This is a genomic window from Enterococcus sp. AMC2644 (assembly GCF_058216475.1).
The window spans coordinates 2488096-2511217 of the sequence record NZ_CM177095.1 but is presented as its reverse complement, the minus strand read 5'-3'; the positions used below and the strand labels follow the sequence as shown (position 1 = coordinate 2511217).

At 35.4% G+C, this 23122-nt stretch carries 25 protein-coding genes; 3 read left to right on the top strand and 22 right to left on the bottom strand.

Going from position 1 to position 23122, the window contains the following annotated elements:
• Nucleotides 1–46 precede the first annotated feature (46 nt).
• Together AC4BC5_RS12250 and AC4BC5_RS12245 are read right to left on the bottom strand one after the other, a co-directional pair.
• On the bottom strand, nt 47–841 hold the full coding sequence (locus tag AC4BC5_RS12250; protein WP_490495647.1) for an SDR family NAD(P)-dependent oxidoreductase: 795 nt from the start codon (nt 839–841) through the stop codon (nt 47–49).
• A gap of 11 nt (nt 842–852) precedes the next feature.
• Nucleotides 853–1692, bottom strand: a complete 840-nt coding sequence (locus AC4BC5_RS12245; RefSeq protein WP_490495646.1) for an aldo/keto reductase — start codon at nt 1690–1692, stop codon at nt 853–855.
• A 131-nt stretch (nt 1693–1823) separates the two neighbouring features.
• On the opposite strand from AC4BC5_RS12245, the gene AC4BC5_RS12240 reads away from it, so the two are divergent.
• Nucleotides 1824–2180 carry a winged helix-turn-helix transcriptional regulator gene (locus AC4BC5_RS12240; RefSeq protein WP_490495645.1) on the top strand — a complete coding sequence of 119 codons (357 nt, stop codon included), beginning with the start codon at nt 1824–1826 and terminating at the stop codon, nt 2178–2180.
• Nucleotides 2181–2223: 43 nt separating this feature from the next.
• Here the strand turns inward: AC4BC5_RS12240 and AC4BC5_RS12235 are convergent, their stop codons facing one another.
• The 4 genes from AC4BC5_RS12235 to AC4BC5_RS12220 form a co-directional block, all read right to left on the bottom strand.
• On the bottom strand, nt 2224–3429 hold the full coding sequence (locus tag AC4BC5_RS12235; RefSeq protein WP_490495644.1) for a M20 family metallo-hydrolase: 1206 nt from the start codon (nt 3427–3429) through the stop codon (nt 2224–2226).
• A gap of 78 nt (nt 3430–3507) precedes the next feature.
• On the bottom strand, nt 3508–4743 hold the full coding sequence (efeB, locus tag AC4BC5_RS12230) for an iron uptake transporter deferrochelatase/peroxidase subunit (protein ID WP_490495643.1): 1236 nt from the start codon (nt 4741–4743) through the stop codon (nt 3508–3510).
• Between the two features lie 12 nt (nt 4744–4755).
• Nucleotides 4756–5940: an iron uptake system protein EfeO gene (gene efeO / locus AC4BC5_RS12225; RefSeq protein ID WP_490495642.1), complete on the bottom strand. Its 1185-nt coding sequence runs from the start codon at nt 5938–5940 to the stop codon at nt 4756–4758.
• A complete protein-coding gene (locus AC4BC5_RS12220; protein ID WP_490495641.1) occupies nt 5930–7354 on the bottom strand; it encodes an FTR1 family iron permease in 1425 nt (474 codons plus the stop codon). The genes efeO and AC4BC5_RS12220 overlap by 11 nt, the downstream gene beginning before the upstream one ends.
• Nucleotides 7355–7516: 162 nt before the next feature.
• On the opposite strand from AC4BC5_RS12220, the gene AC4BC5_RS12215 reads away from it, so the two are divergent.
• Together AC4BC5_RS12215 and tatC are read left to right on the top strand one after the other, a co-directional pair.
• Nucleotides 7517–7768: a twin-arginine translocase TatA/TatE family subunit gene (locus AC4BC5_RS12215; protein WP_490495640.1), complete on the top strand. Its 252-nt coding sequence runs from the start codon at nt 7517–7519 to the stop codon at nt 7766–7768.
• Nucleotides 7765–8463, top strand: coding sequence for a twin-arginine translocase subunit TatC (gene tatC / locus AC4BC5_RS12210; protein WP_490495639.1), 699 nt, complete (start codon nt 7765–7767; stop codon nt 8461–8463). Before AC4BC5_RS12215 ends, tatC begins: the two co-directional genes overlap by 4 nt.
• A gap of 30 nt (nt 8464–8493) precedes the next feature.
• On the opposite strand, the gene AC4BC5_RS12205 is transcribed toward tatC, so the two are convergent.
• The 16 genes from AC4BC5_RS12205 to dapF form a co-directional block, all read right to left on the bottom strand.
• A complete protein-coding gene (locus AC4BC5_RS12205; RefSeq protein WP_490495638.1) occupies nt 8494–9687 on the bottom strand; it encodes an NAD(P)H-dependent oxidoreductase in 1194 nt (397 codons plus the stop codon).
• A 14-nt stretch (nt 9688–9701) separates the two neighbouring features.
• The gene (locus AC4BC5_RS12200; RefSeq protein WP_490495637.1) at nt 9702–10310 is read right to left on the bottom strand and encodes an NADPH-dependent FMN reductase; all 609 of its coding nucleotides are present in this window, start codon (nt 10308–10310) and stop codon (nt 9702–9704) included.
• A gap of 20 nt (nt 10311–10330) precedes the next feature.
• Nucleotides 10331–11254, bottom strand: coding sequence for an FAD:protein FMN transferase (locus tag AC4BC5_RS12195; RefSeq protein WP_490495636.1), 924 nt, complete (start codon nt 11252–11254; stop codon nt 10331–10333).
• Between the two features lie 17 nt (nt 11255–11271).
• A complete protein-coding gene (locus AC4BC5_RS12190; protein ID WP_490495635.1) occupies nt 11272–12126 on the bottom strand; it encodes a helix-turn-helix domain-containing protein in 855 nt (284 codons plus the stop codon).
• Between the two features lie 232 nt (nt 12127–12358).
• Entirely contained in the window at nt 12359–13441 is a 1083-nt protein-coding gene (gene vanS, locus AC4BC5_RS12185) for a vancomycin resistance histidine kinase VanS (protein ID WP_490495634.1), read from the bottom strand.
• Entirely contained in the window at nt 13425–14123 is a 699-nt protein-coding gene (gene vanR, locus AC4BC5_RS12180; protein ID WP_490495633.1) for a VanR-ABDEGLN family response regulator transcription factor, read from the bottom strand. The genes vanS and vanR overlap by 17 nt, the downstream gene beginning before the upstream one ends.
• A gap of 70 nt (nt 14124–14193) precedes the next feature.
• Nucleotides 14194–14838 (bottom strand): C39 family peptidase, encoded by a 645-nt coding sequence (locus tag AC4BC5_RS12175; protein ID WP_490495632.1) that lies wholly within the window; start codon nt 14836–14838, stop codon nt 14194–14196.
• A gap of 287 nt (nt 14839–15125) precedes the next feature.
• On the bottom strand, nt 15126–16229 hold the full coding sequence (locus AC4BC5_RS12170) for an iron-containing alcohol dehydrogenase family protein (RefSeq protein WP_490495631.1): 1104 nt from the start codon (nt 16227–16229) through the stop codon (nt 15126–15128).
• A 10-nt stretch (nt 16230–16239) separates the two neighbouring features.
• Nucleotides 16240–17574 (bottom strand): aminotransferase class III-fold pyridoxal phosphate-dependent enzyme, encoded by a 1335-nt coding sequence (locus AC4BC5_RS12165; protein WP_490495630.1) that lies wholly within the window; start codon nt 17572–17574, stop codon nt 16240–16242.
• 16 nt (nt 17575–17590) lie between these two features.
• Entirely contained in the window at nt 17591–18385 is a 795-nt protein-coding gene (locus AC4BC5_RS12160; protein WP_490495629.1) for an ABC transporter ATP-binding protein, read from the bottom strand.
• 16 nt (nt 18386–18401) lie between these two features.
• Complete coding sequence (locus AC4BC5_RS12155; RefSeq protein WP_490495628.1) at nt 18402–19415, bottom strand: taurine ABC transporter substrate-binding protein; 1014 nt, start codon at nt 19413–19415, stop codon at nt 18402–18404.
• A 15-nt stretch (nt 19416–19430) separates the two neighbouring features.
• Complete coding sequence (locus tag AC4BC5_RS12150) at nt 19431–20204, bottom strand: ABC transporter permease (RefSeq protein WP_490495627.1); 774 nt, start codon at nt 20202–20204, stop codon at nt 19431–19433.
• A 14-nt stretch (nt 20205–20218) separates the two neighbouring features.
• Complete coding sequence (locus AC4BC5_RS12145; RefSeq protein ID WP_490495626.1) at nt 20219–20536, bottom strand: P-II family nitrogen regulator; 318 nt, start codon at nt 20534–20536, stop codon at nt 20219–20221.
• A 12-nt stretch (nt 20537–20548) separates the two neighbouring features.
• On the bottom strand, nt 20549–20875 hold the full coding sequence (locus tag AC4BC5_RS12140) for a P-II family nitrogen regulator (RefSeq protein ID WP_490495625.1): 327 nt from the start codon (nt 20873–20875) through the stop codon (nt 20549–20551).
• Nucleotides 20876–21016: 141 nt separating this feature from the next.
• Nucleotides 21017–22198, bottom strand: coding sequence for a PucR family transcriptional regulator (locus AC4BC5_RS12135; RefSeq protein ID WP_490495624.1), 1182 nt, complete (start codon nt 22196–22198; stop codon nt 21017–21019).
• An 85-nt stretch (nt 22199–22283) separates the two neighbouring features.
• On the bottom strand, nt 22284–23108 hold the full coding sequence (gene dapF, locus AC4BC5_RS12130) for a diaminopimelate epimerase (protein ID WP_490495623.1): 825 nt from the start codon (nt 23106–23108) through the stop codon (nt 22284–22286).
• Between the last annotated feature and the right edge of the window lie 14 nt (nt 23109–23122).

Below are 23122 nucleotides of genomic sequence, written 5' to 3'. Positions count from 1 at the left end.
GTCAAACTGGAAAAAATAATTATTTTTTCCAGTTTGACTTTTTAATTTAGAAGATAGTTGGAACTAAGCCGCCATCTAAACGTAATGCTGCACCAGAGAAAGATCGAGCAGCTGGACTTGATACAAAAGTAACGAAGCGAGCAATTTCTTCCGGTCGAATGAAACGCTGAACCTGTGATAAGGGCCGATGTTTTTTCATAAAATCTGTTTCCCACTCAGCTTGATCTAAACCACTTTCTTGATACATTGTCACTAGCATTTCTTGAACGCCTTCTGTTAAAGTTGATCCTGGTAAAATTGTATTAATAGTGACATTTGTTTGTTTCGTTAATTTTGATAAACTTTTAGCTAAAGATAAGTTCATGGTTTTAGTCATGCTATATTGCGCCATCTCACCAGAAGGCATGATTGCTTCCTCACTTGCAATAAATAAAATCCTACCAAAGTCTTTCGCTAACATCTTCGGCAAGTAAAATTTAGCAAGGGCATTGCCTGCTAAAACATTGGTTTGGAAATACGTTTCCCATACCTCATCCGCAATGTCAAAATAATCCATCGGCTGAAAAATCCCCATATTATTGATTAACACATCGACAGCTGGGAACTGCGTAAAAAGCGTTGTGCGCGCTTTTTGATCGGTTATATCATATGGTGCAGCTTGTGGTGTGGTTTGAGGAAATTGTTGCGTTAATTCATCCACAATTGCTTGCACGTGTTGTTCATTACGACCATTGATAATGACATTTGCCCCTTCACGTGCAAATTCTACAGCGATTGCCTTCCCTATTCCCTTCGTTGAACCAGTGACCAATACTGTCTTATTTGCTAAATATAATTCCATCTTTTTCCTCCTTAAAAATCAAATACATCCGGATCTGGCCCAACACGTAGATTTTCATTTAATGCATGCAACTTAGCCATATCTGCTTGATCTAACTCAAAATCAAAAATTGCTGCATTACTTTGCATCCGTTTTACATGTGTGGATTTTACAACTAATAAAATATCTTGTTGTACACCCCAACGTAAAATAACTTGTGCTGCTGATTTTTGATGTTTTTCAGCTATCTCTACAATCGTTGGATGGGTTAGTAGCCTGCCTTGCATCAAAGGTGACCAAGCCTGTACCCTGATTCCTTGTTGTTGACAGAATGCACGAAGTTCTCGTTGTGATAACTTCGGATGTAACTCAATTTGATTCAATACTGGTTTCACTTTAGCAAAAGAAAATAAATTTTCTAAATGATGAATTTGAAAATTACTGACACCAATAGCTTTAATTTTTCCTTCATCATATAACGTTTCTAAAGCACGCCATGTCTCCTCAAATGCATCGATGCCAGGCCAATGAATTAAATATAAATCTAAATAGTCCAACTGTAAGCGTGCTAAACTTTCTTCAAATGCTTGCTTGGTTTCTTCATAAGACAAGTGATTATTCCAGACTTTGGTTGTAACAAATAACTCTTCACGCTGTATCCCCGTAGCTTTTATTCCTTGCTGAATGCCTAAACCAGTTGCCATTTCATTTCCATAGATTTGTGCTGTATCAATTAAACGATAGCCATTGATAATACCTGCTTTGACAACTTCTGCAGTCTCTTCTTCTGGTATTTGAAAAACACCCAAGCCTAAGCCTGGTATCTCTACACCGTTGTTTAATTTTACTGTATCAGTTAACGATTGAATCATTTTATTCATCTCCTTGAAAATTTCTATCAGTATCATATAATGAGACTATACAGTTGTATAGTACCTACTTTTTTGTATGATACCTACCTAAAAGTATGAAATGGATAAGTAAAGGAGTTGTAAATAAAAAAATGCTAGAAAAAATTTATAATATTGGCGTTGAAGCGACGATGGATGTTATCGGTGGAAAATGGAAACCAATTATTTTGTGTAATTTACGAGATGCTCCATTGCGACCAAGCGATCTTCAACGAAAAATCCCCGGAATTAGTCAAAAAATGCTAACGCAACAATTGCGAGAATTAGAACAAGCCAATATTGTGCATCGCGAATCCTATAACCAGGTACCGCCTAAAGTAGAATATTCATTAAGTGATTATGGACAAACCCTAAGCACAGTTTTAGATAATCTCTGTGAATGGGGAAAATTGCATGTTAATACACTACAAAAGCAAGGGCATCAGATTATTCTTTTAGAAGAAGAGTAAAAAGAAACTAATTTGAGTAATCCCACTCAAATTAGTTTCTTTTTTAATAGGCTAAATGATAAATAAATTCTTTCAAAATTTCTTTACCTTGTTCTAAATCTTTAGCAGTTGTATACTCATGCGGAGAATGTGAAACTCCATTGCAACTGGGAACAAACAATAAAGCTGTTTTAGTTACAAGGTTCATAATTTGAGTATCGTGTCCAGCACCACTTGCCATCTTTTCATAGCTAACGTTTTTATCATTACAAATTTTTTCCAATAATGTTAAGAATTCTTCATCCATTTTCTCAGAAGGTTCGTTTAACCAACGTTCTACTGTAATGGTTATTTCTTGTTCTGCAATGTAGTGATTCAACTTCTCTTCAAAATAATCCAATTTTTCTGCATCAATGTGGCGAACATCAATTGAGAAAACAGCTTTTCCAGGAACAACATTGACTACATTAGGGCTTAGTTGCATCTCTCCAACAGTGTAAACGAAAGGTTCGCCAATTTGTTGAGCAACATTTTCTAAGTAAGTAATCAATTGAATCGCATGTTTGAAGGCATCTTGACGCATCGACATAGGCGTCGTCCCAGCATGGTTTGCTTCACCATTAATGGTTACAGTGAATTTTTTTTGTGCAACAATGCCTGTTACAAGACCAATTTGTTTTTGTTTGAGCTCCAAGACAGGCCCTTGCTCAATATGGATTTCAGCAAAACTGATTGGTATTTGTGCCTCCCCTATCGGAAATTTGGCTTTTAACGGTGCCAATGCCTTTTCACGCTCCTCGATAAAAGAGAATCCCTCGCGATCTTGCAGTTTTTTTATATCTGGTAAGGCATTAATCACATTCAATGAACCTGAGAAATTCATGGGAAAACGACTACCTTCTTCTTCAGAAAAGATCAATACTTGCAAATCATACGTCGGTTGACCATATTGCTCAACCAATTCTTTTACAGAAGCAATTGCTGCTGCAACACCGTATACCCCATCGTATTTACCAGCATTTACTACGGAATCAATATGACTACCCAAAGTCACTGCGCCTTCTTTTGTGCCTTTAATCGTTAAAATACCATTGCCCATTTCATCAATAGCCACATTCATACCTATTTTTTGAGCAAGTCCTAAGAGATAGTCTTGCGCTTGTATCCAGCTTTCTTGGTAAACCAACCGTGTAATTTGTGGTACTGGTCCAGTCGTAAAAGTTGCTATTTTTTCGATGATACCATGAACCGTTAATTCTGATTGAACCATTTAATCACATCCTTTTAGCACTAGTATAACGTAAACAAAAGGAAAACTCTCAAAAATTTCTTTTCGAGAGTTTTTCTGTTAATTCGCAAATAATTGTTGCCCAAAGTACTCGCCTTTTTTTAGTCCTTTTTGACAAGCATACAAACCATTACCAACTGGAATTGTATATTCATTTAACTTGTCTTTTCTACCCATTAGTTGCAGCATTGGAATATACTGTTCCTCAGGATTTTGAGTAAATGCAATAAATAACAAACCAGCATCAATATTACCGGTTATCTCGTCAATGCCATTTTGATAAGAATATGCTCGCCGATGCATTTTCTTTTCAACATCTTTAGCTAGTTTAACATGTGAATCAATTGGTTGCTTAGATAAAATGACCGGTTCGAATTCTTCTTTACGGCCATAAGCTGCACCAGATTCTTTTTTACGGCCAAATGTATCTTCTTGATCTAATAAACTGGAGCGATCCCAAATTTCTAAAAGCATCTTGATTTTTCGATAGCCTAAATATGTGCCATCTTGAAACCATTTTGGTTCTGTTTGGTCGGTCCATACAACTGAGTCATACCCTTTTTTTGTGTCATGCTCAACATTTGCAGTACCATCTTTGAAACCAAATAAATTGCGAGGTGTTTCATCTTTACCACCTTTGATAAATCCATTTTCTAAAAAGCGGACAGTCGCTCGTCCTGAACTCATTCGAATCAAATTACGAACTGCGTGAAAAGCAACTTGTCGATCATTGGAACAGACTTGAAATAAAATATCACCATCAGAAAAATCCGCTTGCAAGGAATCATGAGCCATCTTAGGCATTGGATTTAGATAAACTGGTTTCTTATCACGAATTCCAAAACGATCGACACCATCTTTTTCAAATAAAGACAATCCATAACCGATGGTAATCGTCAAATTTTGGGCATTTAGTCCCAAGCTATCCCCCGTATCATTCGGTGGTAATAACTCATTGTTGGGATTCTCCATAGTTTCACCTTTAGTGACAGTTTGTGCAAGCATGGTCCAATCTCTTAGCAATTGTTTTAGTTCTTTAACGGTTTTTAAAGTTAAATCAAAAGTGACAAAATAACCATATTCTTGTTGTGGCGTGACAATGCCCGCTTGATACTTTCCAAAAAAATCAACAACTTGCTGTGCATTTGTTTGTTTAGTTGCTTGTTTTAACAAGTCAATTGAAGTTGTCACGCCAGAAGTTGCCGCAACAATCCCTACACCAGTCAACGCAGACAATTTTAACATTTCTCGTCTAGAAATCTTTTTTTCAAACAAATTCTCTTCTTTTTTACTCATTTTTTTCAATCCTTAATTAAAAATCGCGCCAGTTTTTGCCATTAATTCAGCTAGCGTTGATAATTCTGTACTGATTTCACGAATTTGTTCTTTACTCAACTCTGTATAATCAACATAACTATCACCTGATTGATATACTGCTAATTTTTCTTCCATTGTATTGAACTGCGTATCTAGTTGATTAGCTAATTCTTCATCATTCTCATTTAAAGCGGGAATAATTGCTTGATAAACAACTTTTGAACCTTCCACATTCGCAGCTAAATCTGATAAATCAGTATGTGAATAGGCTTCTTCTTCCCCGGTGATTTTTGTTGTCGCTGCTTCATTAAGTAATTCCATTGCACCAGCAACCATTTGTGTTGGTTCCATTTCCAAACTTTTCACTTGGTCGTCTAATTTTTTAACATCAGCGTCCAGTTTATCTGCAAATTCTTTCATACCTTCTGTTGTATTCTTTTCCCAGAGCGCACGTTCAATCACATGGAATCCTGTCCAATCTGCTTCAGAGTCAACATCATTGATTCGGGCATCAATATCAGGGTCTAAATCACCAAAGCTTTCAGCTACTGGTTCAATTCGCTCATAGAACACACGTGATTTCACATATTCATTTTTTGCAGTTTCAATATCGTTGCTACGTACCGCATCTGTGAACTTCTTAGTGCCAGTTACTAATAAATCACTTTGTTCTTGTAAATAGATTTGATAATTTTGAACTGCTTGATCTAAAACTTCTGAAGTTTTTGCTTTTGTTTGTTTTGCATTTTCTAATTTTGTCAATGAATCTTCTAAACCAGCAACATTTTCAGCAATAGCATCAAAATCTGGCTCATCATATTGAGCACCATAAAAAATTGGGGTTTCGTATTTTTCAACTGTACTATATTCTAATGGATAAGCTTTTCGAACATCATTTTCAAAATCTAACCAATGTTTGTGCATTGTTTTTGAATTGTCCAGTAAAGCTTTCGCATCTTTTTTATCTACTGCATCTTTGACAATTTGTAATTCGTCACGCATTGTCTGAATTTCTTTTTTTAAAGCAGCATCATCAACATCAGTTGCAGCAACTTCACTCGTTGTCGTAGATGTAGCAGTTTGCTCTTCCGTTGAATCAGCAGATTTCGTTGTTGTTCCACATGCGCCTAAAACCATTGTTGATACTAATAAAACACCTAAAATTTTATTTTTCATGAGAATTCTCCTTTTTTCTTTGAAGTAAATAGACAATAATAATCCCAATAATCACAAGTTGGGGTATAAATGAAATCCATGATGGATAAATACTTAATGCCGTAAATGTTGGTAAATAATTTTCTACCTGATTTGGCAATTGATTGGCTAATTGTAAGCTATGAATTCCTGACCCCATAAATTTAATTGCTAAGTAAAAAATCACTACGCTAGACAAGGTGAAGAAAGCTTTTAATGGTAAACGTCGTTCAAAAACAAATAAAGCAATTGCAACAAGAGCTAATAAAAAGATACCTAATAAAAAACCTGCAATTAATTGTTGCATAGAAACCTTTCCAACTAAACCAATGATAAAAATAACGATTTCCAAACCTTCACGAACCACAGCTAAAAAGGCTAATGCAGCTAACCCCAAAACCCCACCTGTGGCAGAGTTTTGACTTTTTTCTTTGTAAAAGTTCGTCATTTTTTGCACATCTGAAGATTTGTGCATCCAAATTCCGACGAAAACTAGCATCACACTTGAAAAAATACCTGAATAGCCATTAATCAACTGACTATTGGTACCAAATGCAACTACTGATAACACGTAATAAACCGCTACGCCAATCGCTAAACTCGTTAAACCACCTAATGCACTGCCTCCTAGAATCCAACGTTTCGCTTTTTTACTTTTCTTTTGTTGTTTAACAACTGAAAGCAGTAAACTGATGATTAACATCGCTTCTAAGCCTTCACGAAATGGGATCATGGCTACATCAACTATCGAATATTCCGTTGAATCAATCGATGACAACTCTTTTTGCATTTCATCAACAATTTTTATCAATGTTTCTTTATTCTTAGTCTCAGCAGCATGTTTTAGATCCAATAATTTTTTTTCTGAATGATCGTAAATCGTTTGCGAGCGACTAACAACATCCCCTTCAACAGATAACCATTCAGAGGCTAATTGCTCGGTTGTTACTTGTATTTCTTCCCAAGATTCTTCTTGAGCCATTGTCTTTAATTGCGCCAGCTTATTGATATACGCACCTAACGAATGCTCTTTTTGATTAATTGCTACAATGGCTTGATCCAAAGCAATTAACTCTTTCTTAGCATCCGTTTGATCTTCTAACAACAACGCAATTGATGCTTGTCCGACTTTTAAATCAATTTGTTGCGCGACAGTGGTATTTTTTTGTTTGACTGCTTGTTTTTCCTGTGTCCACCATTGCTTTACTTCTTGATACGTTTGTTTGGCTTTATCGAAATTTTCTTTATCTACCCACGTCAGCGTTTCTTCAATACTCGCTGTTGGTTGAGCAATGTCCAGTGATATTTCTTCTGCCCAATTATTTGTCGTAGTCAAAAAAGCAAAAAACACGGCTACACTAAAGAAAATTTGCACAAGCATTCTTCTCTTGTTCACAATAATCTTCTAACCTCCTATTCTATCCAATTGAGAATCATTCTCATAATAATCCTTTAACATTTTATTTGTCAATACTTTTTAATCGTTGACATCAAAGTATTTTAGGATTAAAATTTTATTAATTGAGAATGACACTCATTTAGAAAGAAGGAATTTATCATGGCTTTAGGACCAGGAAGTATCGCATTGATTGTTACTGCAGGCTTAATTGTTTTTGGACCAAAAAAACTACCTGATTTAGGTCGCTCGGTTGGTGAAACATTACGCGAATTTAAAAAGGCAACTTCTGGCATTTTGAGTGAGGAAGAAAAAAACGAATCCAAACAAACCTATCAGTTGAAGCGGAACTCTACAAAAAAAACGACCCACTATGTTATAAAAAAATCAGATAATCACGACTTGGAACAATGACCATTCTTGAACATCTCGCAGAGTTACGCGGACGCTTGATTCAAATTGCTTGTTTATTCTTTATCGTATTTTTAGTTGCTTTTTTCTTTATTAACCCAACTCTAGTTCATTACTTAAAAACACAAATTCCATTTTCCTTGACCTTATATACATTACGCATTACAGAAGGTTTAGAATTATCCTTTGAATTGGCAGCTCTTTTAAGTACTATTATGATTTTCCCGATGATTTTATGGAATATTTGGTCTTATGTAAAGCCCGGCTTATATCCGGAAGAACAACTTCTTGGAAAAAAATATTTTCCCTATATCTTTTTATTATTCATGATAGGTATAGGATTCGGATATCTGGTTGTCTTCCCTATCACCATTGAAGCAATGTTACATTTTTCAATTGAATTAGGTTTAACACCGCTTATTACCTTAAAAGATTACATTTTGTTGCTAGTTAAGTTGGTTTTTTCATTTGGTATCTTGTTTCAACTGCCTGTTTTGCTATTATTTCTAGCAAAAACAGGGCTTATCAATGCCGCTTTTATGAGAAAACAGCGGAAATACGCCTATTTTATTATCTTAATTATTGCGGGGATTCTCGCACCACCAGAGCTTACCTCACATTTAGCAATGACCTTACCACTTATTGTCCTATACGAATTAAGTGGTATTCTTGTAAAAAAAATGGAAAAAGACTCGTAGGTTTCCTAAATGAAAACCACGAGTCTTTTTTTAAGCCTTTTCAGATGCACCTGAGACAGCATCGACATCGCCGTCTTGATGATCATTCACAGATGCGCTTGTTGCTGCATCCACGTCCCCAACTAATTTTTGACCAGTTTGTTGTAGATACCAATCAATCGTTGGTTTTAAATCCCAAATATATTCATTAATTCCAACATAGTTACCTTCTTCATCATGCATTGCTTGATAATTATGAACCACATATTTATCTGGACCATGTGTAGGTACATGAACTTTAACACAATCTTGTGCTCCTGAGCGAAGTTGTTGAATAACCCACTCAACTCCTTTATAGACTCGTTCTGGATGACAGTTAGCTAATGGGTTACCGACTTGTCCTGGAGTACGTGATGCCAACATATCCGCAGCTTCTTTTGTGTAATTGTAATATAAAAATTGATTGTTATTATCCGCATAAGTTAATTCCATCGGCATCGATGCAAGAAAATAATTCAATTGATCGACAGTTAACAACCCACGATTTAATTTCACATAATCATTGCCTGCAGCTGGTTTAACGCTCTCTGACGCTTGCTCCAACCAGTCATCTGCATACATATCTATGCCGGAAACCGTTGTGTCAATGGTGCCCGTAGCGAATAAATCTTCAGGTTTTAATGCGGGTTTTGATTCTTGCATCACTGTGACAACATTAATAAATTGAACAAATTTTTCTAAAGTCGTTTGTAAGAACTCCACGGTGCGTTTTTCTTTTAAATCGCCATGTTCATCAAATGCTTCTTTGACTTTTCCTAATAAAAATTCATTTCCTGGCATAACCATCGCATTCACACCCGGAGCATCTAAGATTTGACGTAGATGGAGTTGGGCACGTGATGAACCTTGATCGTAATAAGATGCGCCAACAATCATTACTGGTTTATTTTCTAACGGATGAATTTTGAACGATAACCATTCTAATACACTTTTCAAGGCTGCTGGAATTGTATGGTTATGTTCTGGTGTTGCGATAATCACACCATCGGCTTGCAAAATTTTATTACTTAGCTTTTGAATTGCTTCACTATTGGTCTGATCATCACTTTGGTTAAACAAAGGAATCTCTTTAATCTCTAATACTTCTAAATCAAATAAATTACCAAAATGTTTTTTTATATAAGTCAATAACTTGCGATTATACGATAATTCTGCGTTTGATCCGACAATACCTACTAGTCTCATATTGATTCGCTCCTTTATACTTCTTCCCAAGAAAAATTTTCTGCTGCTTTTTTATTCATCTCATGTGCATGGTTTAATTGCTTCATAATCTTGACAAAAACCAAGAAATCGGTAAATAATCCTTCTAATTGCTCAATTTGTTCAGGAACTTTTAACTTATTTTCATTATCAAAGGCTTGTAAAGAATGACTCAGTAAAAACTCTGAGCTTGGCATAATGCGCGCTTTTAATTCGGGGGCATCTAAAATTTGGCGTAAATGCATTTGGGCACGAGACGAGCCTAATGCCCCGTAAGAAGCTCCTGTAATCATCACAGGCTTGTCAACAAATGGATAAATGCCATAAGACAACCAACTTAACGCATTCATTAACGATGCAGGTACCGCATGATCGTATTCTGGGGTACTAATAATCACACCATCTGCTGCTTCAATTTTATCTGCAAGTTGTTGAACAATTTCTGGAACTTGAATTTCTGCCGGTTTATTAAAAATAGGAATCTCTTTAATCTCTACGACTTCAATTTCTGCTTTGTCTGCAAAATGCTGTTTCATAAAATGTAATAATTGACGATTTGTTGAATAATCTGAGTTTGTGCCAACGAGGCCAATAAATTTAACCATGTCATAACTTCCTTCCATTTTTATAAATATTTTTTAATCCCGTTTGAATACAGGATGTGTTGATTTTTTTTAATAATAATTCCCTCAATATTTGGTAATTGATTTAGTTCATCTAAAATATCAGTTGCGCTTTTGCCAAACAAACGCGTAGTCCAAATCTCACCATCCAATGAACTGGTAGAAATAATCGTTAAGCTAACAACCTCTGTCTCAGCAGGATACCCTGTTGTCGAATCGATAATATGATGATACGATTTCCCCGCTTTTTCTAAATGGCGTTCATAAATTCCTGAAGTCACAATTGAACAATCTTTCACTTTTAAATTCAGTGCAAACTCATTTCTTGCTGCAAAAGGATTTTGAATACCAATTTTAAAATACCCTTCTTTTCTTGTCGGACAAACACCAAATACTACTAAATTTCCACCAAGATTGATAATTCCTGATTGTGCGCCATTTTCTTTGAAATACTTGACTAATAAGTCTGCAAAGTAACCTTTTGCTAAAGCACCCAAATCAATAGCCATGCCTTTTTCTGTTAGATAAACGGTTTGCTGTTCTTCATTTAGCTGAATTTGATGCGGATCTGTTATTTGTAATAAGTTTTGAATGTCGCTATCTTTTGGTATATGAGCATCAGCAAATCCAATACGCCAACTTTGAACTAAAGGACCAATTGCAATGTTTAATCGACTATTAGCTGCACAGCTATGCTCTCTTCCAATTTTGATTAATTCGTACAATTGCGGGTGAACTTTCACTGGTTTAACGCCTGAACATTTGTTCACAAAAGCTAGTTCAGAAGTCGTTGTATTCGCACTAAAACGTTCTTCATAAACTTTTAATCGCTGATCGGCTTCTTCTAAAAGTGGCTCTGGGTTTGGATGCTCGATAGTTAATTGAATAACCGTTCCCATTCGACGAATCGTTTTAGTCCTTTGCATGATTTTTCCTCCTCGAACTACCTCTGTTTTACTTGTTTCTCAAGGATAGCTAATTCATTCAAAGCGATTTGGTTACGATTAATTTTAGAATACGCCCGTGCATCGTAAATTAATTCAAGAATTGTTGCTTGCTCTTCCTTTGTGGTTATGGCATTTTTAGCTATTTGAACTGCTGCACGAGCCAAATAATAGGTCACGTGATTATCTGAACAAATGGTTATAGCGTAATGTAATAAGGCATTGCTTATTTCTAATTCCTGAATCTGTGCATAAAATACACCACTTTGAAAAACAATGTGTAATACACGCCAAGTGTCTTCCATATCTTTGATCGGGTATTGGTAAATTCGCTCCAATACTTTATTAAAGTAAAACTCGGCTTTTTCCTCTTGCTGTTCTCTTAAATAAATCATTCCTATTCCGGTGTAAGCTAACAAACGAAAAATTGGTGTACTTTCTGTTAATAAAATTTGATCAAAAACAAACATAATATCCATAATTGGCTCGTTTTGAAAAAACATAATGAAGCCTTTTAAATAAAAATAACGTAATTCAGCATTGGCTTCTTCTACTTCAGTCAAGGTAATACTTGCCAATAAATCAGCAGCTTGTTGATACTCACTAGTAATTAAGAAAAATTCAGCTTGATTCATCTTTTCAATAAGTTCTGAATTAGGAATCTCTACTTTAGGAAACAACTCTCCTAATGACAAATTCAATCGCTGACATAATTTTAATAAAATTTTCAGCGTTGGGATTTGTCCATTATTTTCAAAACGGCTTAATGTCGCTTGTGTACAAATACCTTCAGCTAATTCATTTTGAGAAATCCCTAAGGCTTTCCTTGCTTCCACAAAATATTCAATATTCATTTGCTCACCTCTTAAAGGAAAAATATTATCTTGATAATTATTTCACATTACTTAACGAATCAAATTCTACTCTTCACAAACTCATTTGTCAACGCTATCATATATTTTTTTATATAAAAAATATGATTCTCCTCTTAAAAATAAGAATAAAACAGCATATAAACTATATTTTTTCCGTTTAATATAATTTTTTATATAAAAAACGAATAATGATTTTATTCTCATTACTCGTTTATTTAATAGTATCCAAATATATTGTGAAAATAATTTTATTATCTTCGCTTGCTGCATGGATTGTTCCTCCATGTAGTTCAATCATTTCTTTCGTGATTGGTAAACCTAATCCCGTTCCTCCAGTTGTTGTTTGTCTTGCTTTATCAATACGATAAAACGGCTCAAAAATCCGTGATAGTTTTTCTTTAGGAATAGTTTTTCCATGATTCATTAACTGAATGCTAATTTTTTTATCAATGACCTTTAAAGATAAGTGCAGGATTGTATTCTCATAACTGTAATTAATCGCATTCCGAATTAAATTATCAAATGCACGTTCCATCTTTTCTGAATCAATGAAGCAAGGTACTGCTTTTTGCAATGCTAATTCCCACGTCAACTGCTTTTCTTGCATAACTGGCAAGAATTCATAACTTAATTGTTCTAACATTATACTTAAATCAACTTTTTCCTTTTCCAAAGTCATCGCTGTTAAATTAAATCGAGTAATCTCGAAAAATTCACCGATTAATTGTTCTAAACGCTCGGCTTTTTCTAAAGCAATGTTAGTATAACGAGCACGCAAATTCGTAGATAATTGTGGTTCTTCACGCAATAAGGTTAAATAACCGATGACACTGGTCAAAGGTGTGCGCAAATCGTGTGCTAAATAAACAAGCAAATCATTTTTCCGCTGTTCTGCCTCTTTAGCAGCTCGTTGATCCAATAAATTACGCTCACGAATCTCATTCATTTCGTTTTCAACCTCAACTAAATTTGCTGATAAGTGAATGGGACGCTCTGGCTCTGCTACTAATTGATTGGTGGCTTGAATCGTTTCATCAAGATACCCAAGGGCTTTTTTAATAAAATACGTCGTTAAAATAATCCAAGCACCTAATCCATAAACGACGATACTCGGATATGAGATTGTTTCAATAAATTTCAGTAACTCATACATAGGATCTCCGTTATACCAAATACGAAAACGGGCAATGTATTTGATAACTAAGGGAACAGTAATCATTGGAACAATCAGCAATGTTAAACTGACAAAATACCTCGTTAATAGATTTTTAGCTAATTTACTTTGAATTTTCAATCATATAACCTACTCCCCAAACGGTTTTAATAAATTTTGGTTTTCGCGGTAATTCCTGAAGTTTCTCTCGAAGTCGGGCAATATGAGCCATGACAGTATTCGTGTTTTCTAAATATTTTTCCTGCCATACCCTTTCAAATAATTCTTCAGAAGTCACTACTTTGCCTTGCTGCTCAAAAAGACAGACTAAGATTTTAAATTCAATGGGTGTTAATTTAATTTCTTCTCCATATAACCAACATTTATGGCTAGCTGTCGAAACAGTTAATCCATCTTTTTCAAATTCATCGATTGGTTCTTGCTTTGATGAATTATAGCGTTGGTAGCGCCGTAACTGGGTTTTGATACGAGCCACAACCTCTAAAGGATTGAATGGTTTAGTAATGTAATCATCCGCACCTAAAGTCAAACCCGTAATCGTATCGATTGCTTCTCCTTTAGCCGTCAACATCACTACTGGGAAAAAATATTTTTGTCGAATTTCTTGCAAAATCGAAAATCCATCTCTATCCGGTAACATTACATCTAATACTAATAGCGAAACTGAATGCTCCTTTATATATGCAAGTGCATCAAGTCCATTATAAAACGTGTAAACTTGGTATCCTTCATTTTGTAAAAACGTTGATAATAAGTTGGCAATTGCTTGTTCATCATCCACTACCACAATCGTATCTGTCATCTTTTCACCTCATGTTCGTTTCTACATCTATTATACATGAGGTCTGTTAATTTAATAGTATCGTTTTTAACTAGCCAAATGCCCAATAAGCAATTCCTTCTTGTTGAAAAATCTCATCCGAAAATATTTGCTGATAGTGCTTTTTTTCGGGTGAATCATTTGGGTCAAAGACAATAATTTGGTCTTGTTCACTCATCATGAGTACCATCAGATGTCCCGTAGTTGTAAATGTGCCTGGATTGACAGAAACGATAATTGCTTTATGATTTCTTGCCTGTTCTTTCGCAGCTTGGTAATCATTGCCTAAAGCTTGATAGTTTACTTGATAATGCTTGCTAAAATCTTCAAATATTTGCCAAGAAGTTCCTTGTCCTGCAACAAAATAATTATTTTGCGCCCAATCTAAAATATCTGGAGGTAAAATTTCTTCTCCTTGTATATAAGATAACACCATTGCCAAGGAAACAATCGCACAACCATTTGTTGCCAAGTCATCTGTTTGCGAACCAAAACCATACGCAATATCAGCCCAACGTGAATCTTTTTGTAACAATAAAGGCATCTTTAGCGTTAACTGTTGATTTGCTTGTTTTTGAAATGTATGTAATTCTTCCTTCAGATACCTTGGTTGTTTTGGACTTTTCAAATACAAATAACCAACCAGACCTATACTTAGCACAATCACCCAAATAATTGAAGCTTTTCTCTTTTTCATTCATTTGCCTCCTCTACCTCTTTAGAATAGCAGAGACCTTTAAAAAAGTTATTCTTGTTTTTTTATTATTTTCTACGATTTTTATGATGAATTCTTACGAAAAAATGACAAAAATACGGCAAGCTTCAAATGATGCAACCTGTCTGAATTTGAAAGACAATTGATTTCATCCAGGACAGGTTGTAATAATTCAACCATTACAATATATTGTTTTTTTACTTATACAACAGTATCACTCAAAAAAAGTACTGTAATGTATTTTACACATTACAATACTCCATTCGTTTTTAAATCATGCTCCGATACATTGTTTCTAAAATTTCATCTGTAATTTCTACTGGATTATTTAATAAGTTGGGATGGTGTGACAAACAAACTAAATCTGCTAATTGGGCTTCTGAAATAGCAAAATCTTTTAGATCCACACGCATGTTCATCGCTAGTTTCATTTCATAAATTTTTTCGCACATCTCATCAATAGATTCAAATCCGACTTGTTGTGCAAAAGACAGCAAACGATCATTAGCATTAATTTTTGCAAAATAATCAATTGTTAGCGTGCAAGCTTCACCATGTGGAATACCATAAATATTCGTTAATGGATAACTACACGCATGAGAGGACGTTGTTTTTGGCAAAGCAAATGCGAGTCCTGCAATCAAAGCAGCTTCACTCATTTTTTCTCTTGCTTCCAAATTATTTGGATCATTATAGGCAATCACTAAATTGTCAAAAATCAAGCGTGCAGCATGAATAGCTAATGCATCACAAATTGGTTGATGCCCTTTTGACCAATAGCCTTCAATGGATTGACATAATGCATCCATTCCAGTATTAGCAGTAACCTGCTTTGGAACTGATAACGTTAATTCTGGATCAACTAACGCAATATCAGGATAAAAATTATCCGAAACAATTGGGGATTTTTTTCCTAATTCTCGATTGGTCAATACAGCAGCAGCCGTTACTTCAGTACCTGTTCCAGAAGTTGTTGGAATAGCAATCAAAGGTAAGCGTTGTTTAGGTAACGCAATACCTGAACCAAGATAGGCAGCAACTTCTTCATTAGAGAAACATAATGTGCCACAAACTTTTGCTAAGTCAATGACACTACCTCCACCTAATGCCACAATAAAAGAAATATCTTCTTGTCGAATCAGATGAATACATTCTTGCGCTTCAGTAACATCAGGATTCTCTGAAATATCGGTAAACGTTGTGACCAACTGGGGATTATCTTGAAGCAGACGTTTTGCTAAGCCATTTTTTATCGAACGTTTGCTACAAATTAATAAGCCCTTGCCTTTAAAATTAGTTAATAATTTTGGTAATTCTTGTAAACGGCCATTACCAAAATGAATCTTTACAGGTTGTACGTAGTCAAAATTCATTTGACACCTCCTAAATCAATGTTTCATCTACCCATGTGAATACTTCATCTACAATTGGTAAGTATTCTTCCAACTCTTCTTTGGTAATGGTTAACGGTGGACAGATACTTACATAATTATCGCGATTAAAGGCAATGAATCCTCTTTCTTTTAATTGTTGCATGATTGCTGGCATTATCGTATTTGGTTCGTTGTAGTTGACCATAGATACTCTACTTTCTTTATCTTTAACCATCTCAAAAGCAGAAAACAGACCAATGCAGCGTGCTTCACCAACACAAGCATGTTTCTCAACCATTTTTTCCATAAATTCTTTTAAAATGGCTTCCATTTCAACAACATGCGCTCCGATATTCTGTGTTTCGTAATAGTCAACACAGGCAATCCCTACCGCACAAGCAAGCGTATGTCCACTATAAGTCAAACCGCATTGCAAGACATTTTCTTCAAAATAAGAAGAAATTTGTTCATTTACAATGACACCCCCTAGCGGTACGTAAGCATTCGTCACGCCTTTAGCAAAAGTAATCATATCAGGAACTAAATCAAAATGTTGCCAACCAAATGCTGTTCCTGTCCGATAAAAACCAGCCATAACTTCATCCATAATAAGTAAAATTCCATACTTGTCACAAAGTGCGCGAATCCCCTCCATATACCCTTTTGGTGGTAAAATCACACCATTTGCTCCCACAATGCTTTCCATTAAGATGGCAGCAATTTGATTAGGACCTTCATAACGAATTTGTTGTTCTAAATTTCTTAAATATTTTTCTGTACATTCCGCATCATCAACACCTCGTGTATACCCATCTTGATACATATGAGGATTCATAAATTTTACAAATCCGTTGGCACCACCTAATTCAGCTGCAAAACGACGTGAATCACCACTGGCATTACTTGCACCTAGTGTTGCTCCATGATATGAGCGGTAACATGAAAAGATCTTGGTACGTCCAGTAACCATCCGTGCCATTTTAATCGCATTTTCATTGGATTCTGCTCCACTATTTGTGAAAAAAACACGTTGGAAAGTCGGTCCTGCTAAATCAACTAGCTTTTTCGCTAATAAACTTTTAGCTTCTGTTGCGTAAGATGGCGCCATAAATGACATCCAGTCTGCTTGCTCTTTTAATGCTGTGACAATTTCTTTATTGTCATGTCCTAAATTCGTACAAACCAATAAACTAGACATATCTGCATATTTATTGCCTTCGTAATCGTATAAATAAATCCCCTCTGCTTTAGCTACTGGAATCGCATTTTGCCCCGCTTTTCCCCATGATTGTAAAATATAATCGCGATGTAGTTCTTGTACTTGAGTTCCTGTTAATTTTCCCATATTATTGTCTCCCGTCTCAATGTTGTGCATTGATAATATTTAAGATCTCTTCTCGTAATTCAGTATATTCTGGTGAATAGGTCACACTCTCTTGATTGGTTCCATTAATGTCATACGTAAATTCTGTATGAAATTCTTTCGCAATTTTCCCAGGACGACTAGTCATCACAATCACACGTGTTGCTAATGCTAATGCTTCATCCACATCATGGGTAATTAAGAAAATCGTGTTTTGTGTCAGATTCCAAATGTCACGAATCAATTTTTGCATATTAATTCGTGTTAAAGCATCCAATGCGCCAAAAGGTTCATCCATCAAAATCATCTTCGGCTCATTAATCAATACTCTAGCAAGAGATGCACGTTGCCGCATCCCTCCAGATAATTCATATGGCTTACTCTTATGAAACTTTTCCAGCTGCACTAATTCTAAATATTTTTCGACTTCTGTTTTCACTTGTTCTTTACCTTGCTTGCGCATTTTCGGACCAAACGCAACATTATCATAAATATTTAGCCAAGGATAAAGCGTAGGTGTCTGAAAGACAACACCGCGATCCCAGTCAGGTTTAGTAATAGGTTTGTCGTCAATCATCGCCATTCCACTAGTCGGTTGATGAAAGCCAGCAATGATATTTAAAAGTGTACTTTTCCCACAGCCACTAGGCCCTAAGACACAGATAAATTCTCCTTTTTGAATGTTTAAATTTACGTTTTGCAAGGCAATGACTTCTGCTTTATCCCCTTGATAGACAAGACTAGCATCTTTAATTGAAACCACGACTTCTTCTTCTCTTAAATAGTTACTCATCTAAACACCTTGCTTTCTATTTCAATTTTTCAATATATGATGGATTAATAGCTTCTTTAAAAACAGCAATTTCCGGCACTTCACTGATACTTCCTTGAGCTTTTAAGAAAGTTGCCAAATCATATAAATTTTGTGATAAATCACCAATGTTATCGGTTGTTCCCATATATTCTGGTGATAATTGTTCTTCTGAATTTAACCATTTTGAACCATTCATTTGAAACTTCGCATCTTCTGGTGTTAAATCTAAAGCTTCAGCAATAATATTTACTGCTTCATCTTCATTATCTTGATACAGTCTAACGGCTTTATCGACTGCTCGAATATAAGCTTCTACTAACTCAGGATTTTTTTTCGCAAACGAAGATGAGACAACTTCAACATTAGCAGTCATAAAACCTTCATTGGCTAAATCTTCGCTCGTTGCTAGAACTGTTTTGTCTGTTAATTGAGATAAAGTTGGTTCCCAAATATAAGCAGCATCAATTTGATTGCTTTCCCATGCTGTGTAAATTTCTGCCGTTTGCATATCGACTAAAGAAACACTACTTTCTTCAATTCCATTCATTTCTAGATATTTTAAAAGTGAGAAATGTGCAGTCGAAGAAAAAGGTGTCGCAATTTTCTTACCAACTAAATCTTTGGCTGATTTGATGCCTGGTTTAGCGACTAGCGATTCTACACTTCCTAAAATTTCATGGGTCCAAATGTATTCCAATTTCACACCTTGCGCAATTGAAAGAGCTGCTGAACTTGATCCCATTAAGCCAAAATCAATATCTTCTGTCATCATTGCCGTTGCCGTATCACGACCAGCATCAAATACTTTTACTTCAACAGGTACGCCCATTTCTTCTTCAAAATAATTTTCAGCTTTCGCAATTCCTTCATCATTTGGCATCACAAGAGTTCCGATAATCACTTTGTCAACCGTGTCGCTTTCTTTTGCACTACCTTCTGATTTTCCACATGCTGTTAATAGACCCACACTAACCATTGCAATGATTACCCATTTTTTATTTAATTTCATCTTTTTCCCTCCGTTTTACACTTTGCCGCTCCACGGCACTAGTTTTTTCTCTAACAATCTCAGTAGAAAATCGATTAAGATTCCTGTTAAGCCCATTACGATAATTCCGACAAAAATGACATCATTTCTAAACCAGTTTTTCGCATCTAGCACCATCCAACCAATTCCACTTTGAGCAGCAACCATTTCTGAGGCAACTAGTGTCGTATAGGCTACCCCAACTGCTGTTCGAATACCGATAAACATTTCTGGAAGACAAGCTGGAAAAATAACAAATCCAAAAATTTGTAGCTGACTTGCTCCAAGTGTTTCAGCACTATGAATAAAATCTGCTTTAACCTTAGTTACCCCAGAAACACAAGCGATATAAATTGGTGCAAAACAAGCTAAGTAAAGCAAGGCAATTTTTGATTCATCATCAATACCTAGTGCCAAAACTAATAATGTGTAATACGCTAGTGGCGGTAATGGACGATAAAATTCAATGATTGGCGTAAGTACTGCTCGTGCTTTATCTGAATACCCACTTAATAATCCGATAGGTACTGCTGTAATGACAGCTAGAAAGAATGCAGATAACAAGCGATACATACTTGCTCCAAAATGTTCAAGTAAAGAATGCCCTTTATAATCAGATAGCACTTGAATGAATGCTGTCCATGTGGCTTGTGGTGTAGGGATTAACCGACCATCTACCAGATTAAAATTGGTAGCAATATACCAGACAGCGAAAATAACGAGAATGGTTGTCATGGAAATCAACGTATTAATATTTACTCTATTTTTCATAAATTCACTTCTTTCTACTCTAGATGTACATTGTAGCTATCGACAATTTTTGTCACAAAAATCTTGCCATCGCCTTCATTTCCCGACCAATTAGCTTCAATAATTGCTTGAATAACTTCTTCTTTGGCTTTATCTTCAACAACAATTAAAAACATTCGTTTACTAACGAGTTTGGTTTTTAATTTTTTTCCATCGGATAAAATAACCTCCACAGTTTTCTTCCCTCGACCAACTGCTCGAATACAGGTATAACCTGGATGATTGATATTGATAAGTGCTTGCTTTGTTGCAGATGTTTTATTTGGTCTTACAATAGCCATAATTTCAATCATATAATCCCTCCACTACAGTTCAGCTTTTTTGGTACTGATCGTGTATGCTTCGTCAATTTCACTAACAAAAACACGCCCATCACCATAATTTCCGGAATTACTTGTTTTTGCCGTAGTTAAAATAATGTCCAGTATCTGTTCGACATCCTTGTCTTCTGCTACGATAATGAGTAATGTTTTTGGTAGTTCATCATAAAATACGGTACCTACTTGGAGTCCTCGTTGTTTGCCTCGACCATAAACATCAACTTTTGTCATAGCTGGAAAGCCTGCTGTTAACAAAGCTTCTGAAACTTCTTCCGTTTTTTCCACGCGAATGATTGCTTGAATCATTTTCATTTGAACCACCTCTTTCTTATGGATTCATTTAATCAAAAAGACATGTAGCAAACAATATTCCCTACACCAAATGTTTTTGTGCATCTGCACAACCACAAAAAAAGAACGACACCTTTGTGCCGTTCCTCAAAAAAATTCTTTCTATAAAATAAGACGAACTTTTAACGCAACCATTAACTCCACTCTTATGGTAAAATCGCTTAAGTCACATGCTAAAATTTCTTCAATTTTTTTCAATTTATAATTAATTGAATTGCGATGTAGATACATTTTTTTCGCAACCTCTTGCACACGACAGCCTTCTTCAAAATAAATTTCTAAGAATTGACAATAATCCGTTTGGTTCATTTCGTCGTAATCCACAAGATATTTTAACTTATTGGCATAAAACTCACTCATAATCTCTGTATCTTCCATCGCTAATAAGAGCTGTGAAATCCCTAAGTCTTTGTATGATAATACTTGGTACGGTTTATCCAATTTTGTCTGCAAACGAACCACTTTTTTCGCAATGTTGTAGGTTTTATTAATGCAACGAACACTCAAGGTATTGCGTCCAATGCCGACATACAATAAATATTCTTTGTGACAATATCGTGGTAAATTATCAATTAACTGTGTCATCACATGGGAAATATTTTCTTCTAAATAATTAGCAAAACAGACAACTAACGCATCATTCAAACGAAAAACGACTGTCTGTGGGGCAAGATAAGCTAGTGTATTTTCCAGATGTTTTTTTATGCGCCGTAATTCTTCAGCTGGTACAACTCCTGACGAATGCTGGTAATGCACTTGAATAATACTAATACAATATTTCCAATCTACTTGATAATCATAGCGTGCTAAATCAGCAGAATAGAACTCTTGTTTCTCTGGAAAGAAAATGGCATTCTTAAAAGAAGAGACTAATTCATTTTTTCGTTTGTAATTGTTTTGAACTTCTTGAGCGATGATTTTTGCAATATTTGACATGTAGATTTCCCAAGGGAGCGTAAATAGGGGAAAGCTATGTTCATTACAAAAATCAATCATTTCTGAATCAATGCTTAAAATATGGCGTCCAACATTGACAATAATTGCGGAAGCACCCTTTTCTAACGCTTTTTGCATAATCTCAATCAACGTATCTCCTTTTTCTTTCAAGGCAATTCCTGTAACGATAATGATTTCGCGTCCTTCTAAAAATTCCGTGGTTTCCACACCTTCTACAAAGTGAAACCAATCAATTAAATTACTCATTCCCCCTTCACCCGCTAATAACTCAATGTTATTGTTATGTTCTTGAATCCTTTTATAGATGTCTTTCACTTTAACTGCCAATAGATGTCCCCCTATTTTTACAAAATTCTGAATATTCATACAAAAAGATAAATCAATTCTTTAAAACAGAATTGATTTATCCTCGCTATAATACTAAATCTTCGTCTCGAATGATCCCTTCAATAACAATATTGGTATCACCAATCAGATTTAATGCCTGATCTGAAACTTCTACTTTTAAGACTCCACCTAAAACATTCAGAACAATGGGATCTTGCTCAATCAGCTGTCTTTTTCTTAAAGCGTAGGCAGTGGAACCCGAACCTGTGCCACAAGCTAAAGTAAAATCTTCCACACCACGTTCAAACGTCCGCACAATAACCTCTTGATTCGTTAATTCATAAAAATTAACATTTGCTCCTTTAGGTAACTTTTCCCAAAAGCGCAATTTTTTTGCTAGTTCACGAATTTCTGACAATTCAATTTTTGATAAGTTAGGATAATGAACAACTAAATGTGGAATGCCAGGATTACCTAATTCAATATAATCAATTGTCAATTCAGGAAATTCAGGAAACTCACAATCAAATTCCACTGTTGTAGGTTGATTTAATTGGACTTTGTATAAACGTTCATCTAAACGCCACGCATGGACATCTCCGGCAATGGTTTCGATAATCATATTTTCTTTGGTAATTTTTTTTTCATATGCATAACGAGCAATACAACGAGCACCATTACCACACATTTCAGCCTCAGTTCCATCAGCATTGTAAAAACGCATACGAAAGTCACCAGTGTTCTCCGGAAAATCAACTGCCATCACAGCATCAGACCCTACAGAAATCCGATGTTGGCAAACTCTTTTAGCTAATTCTGATAGTTGTTCTCCAGAAAGTTTTAGTTCCATATTGTTAATAACAATAAAATCATTCCCAGTGCCTTGCATTTTATAAAATGGAATATTCATCAGGATCCCTCTTT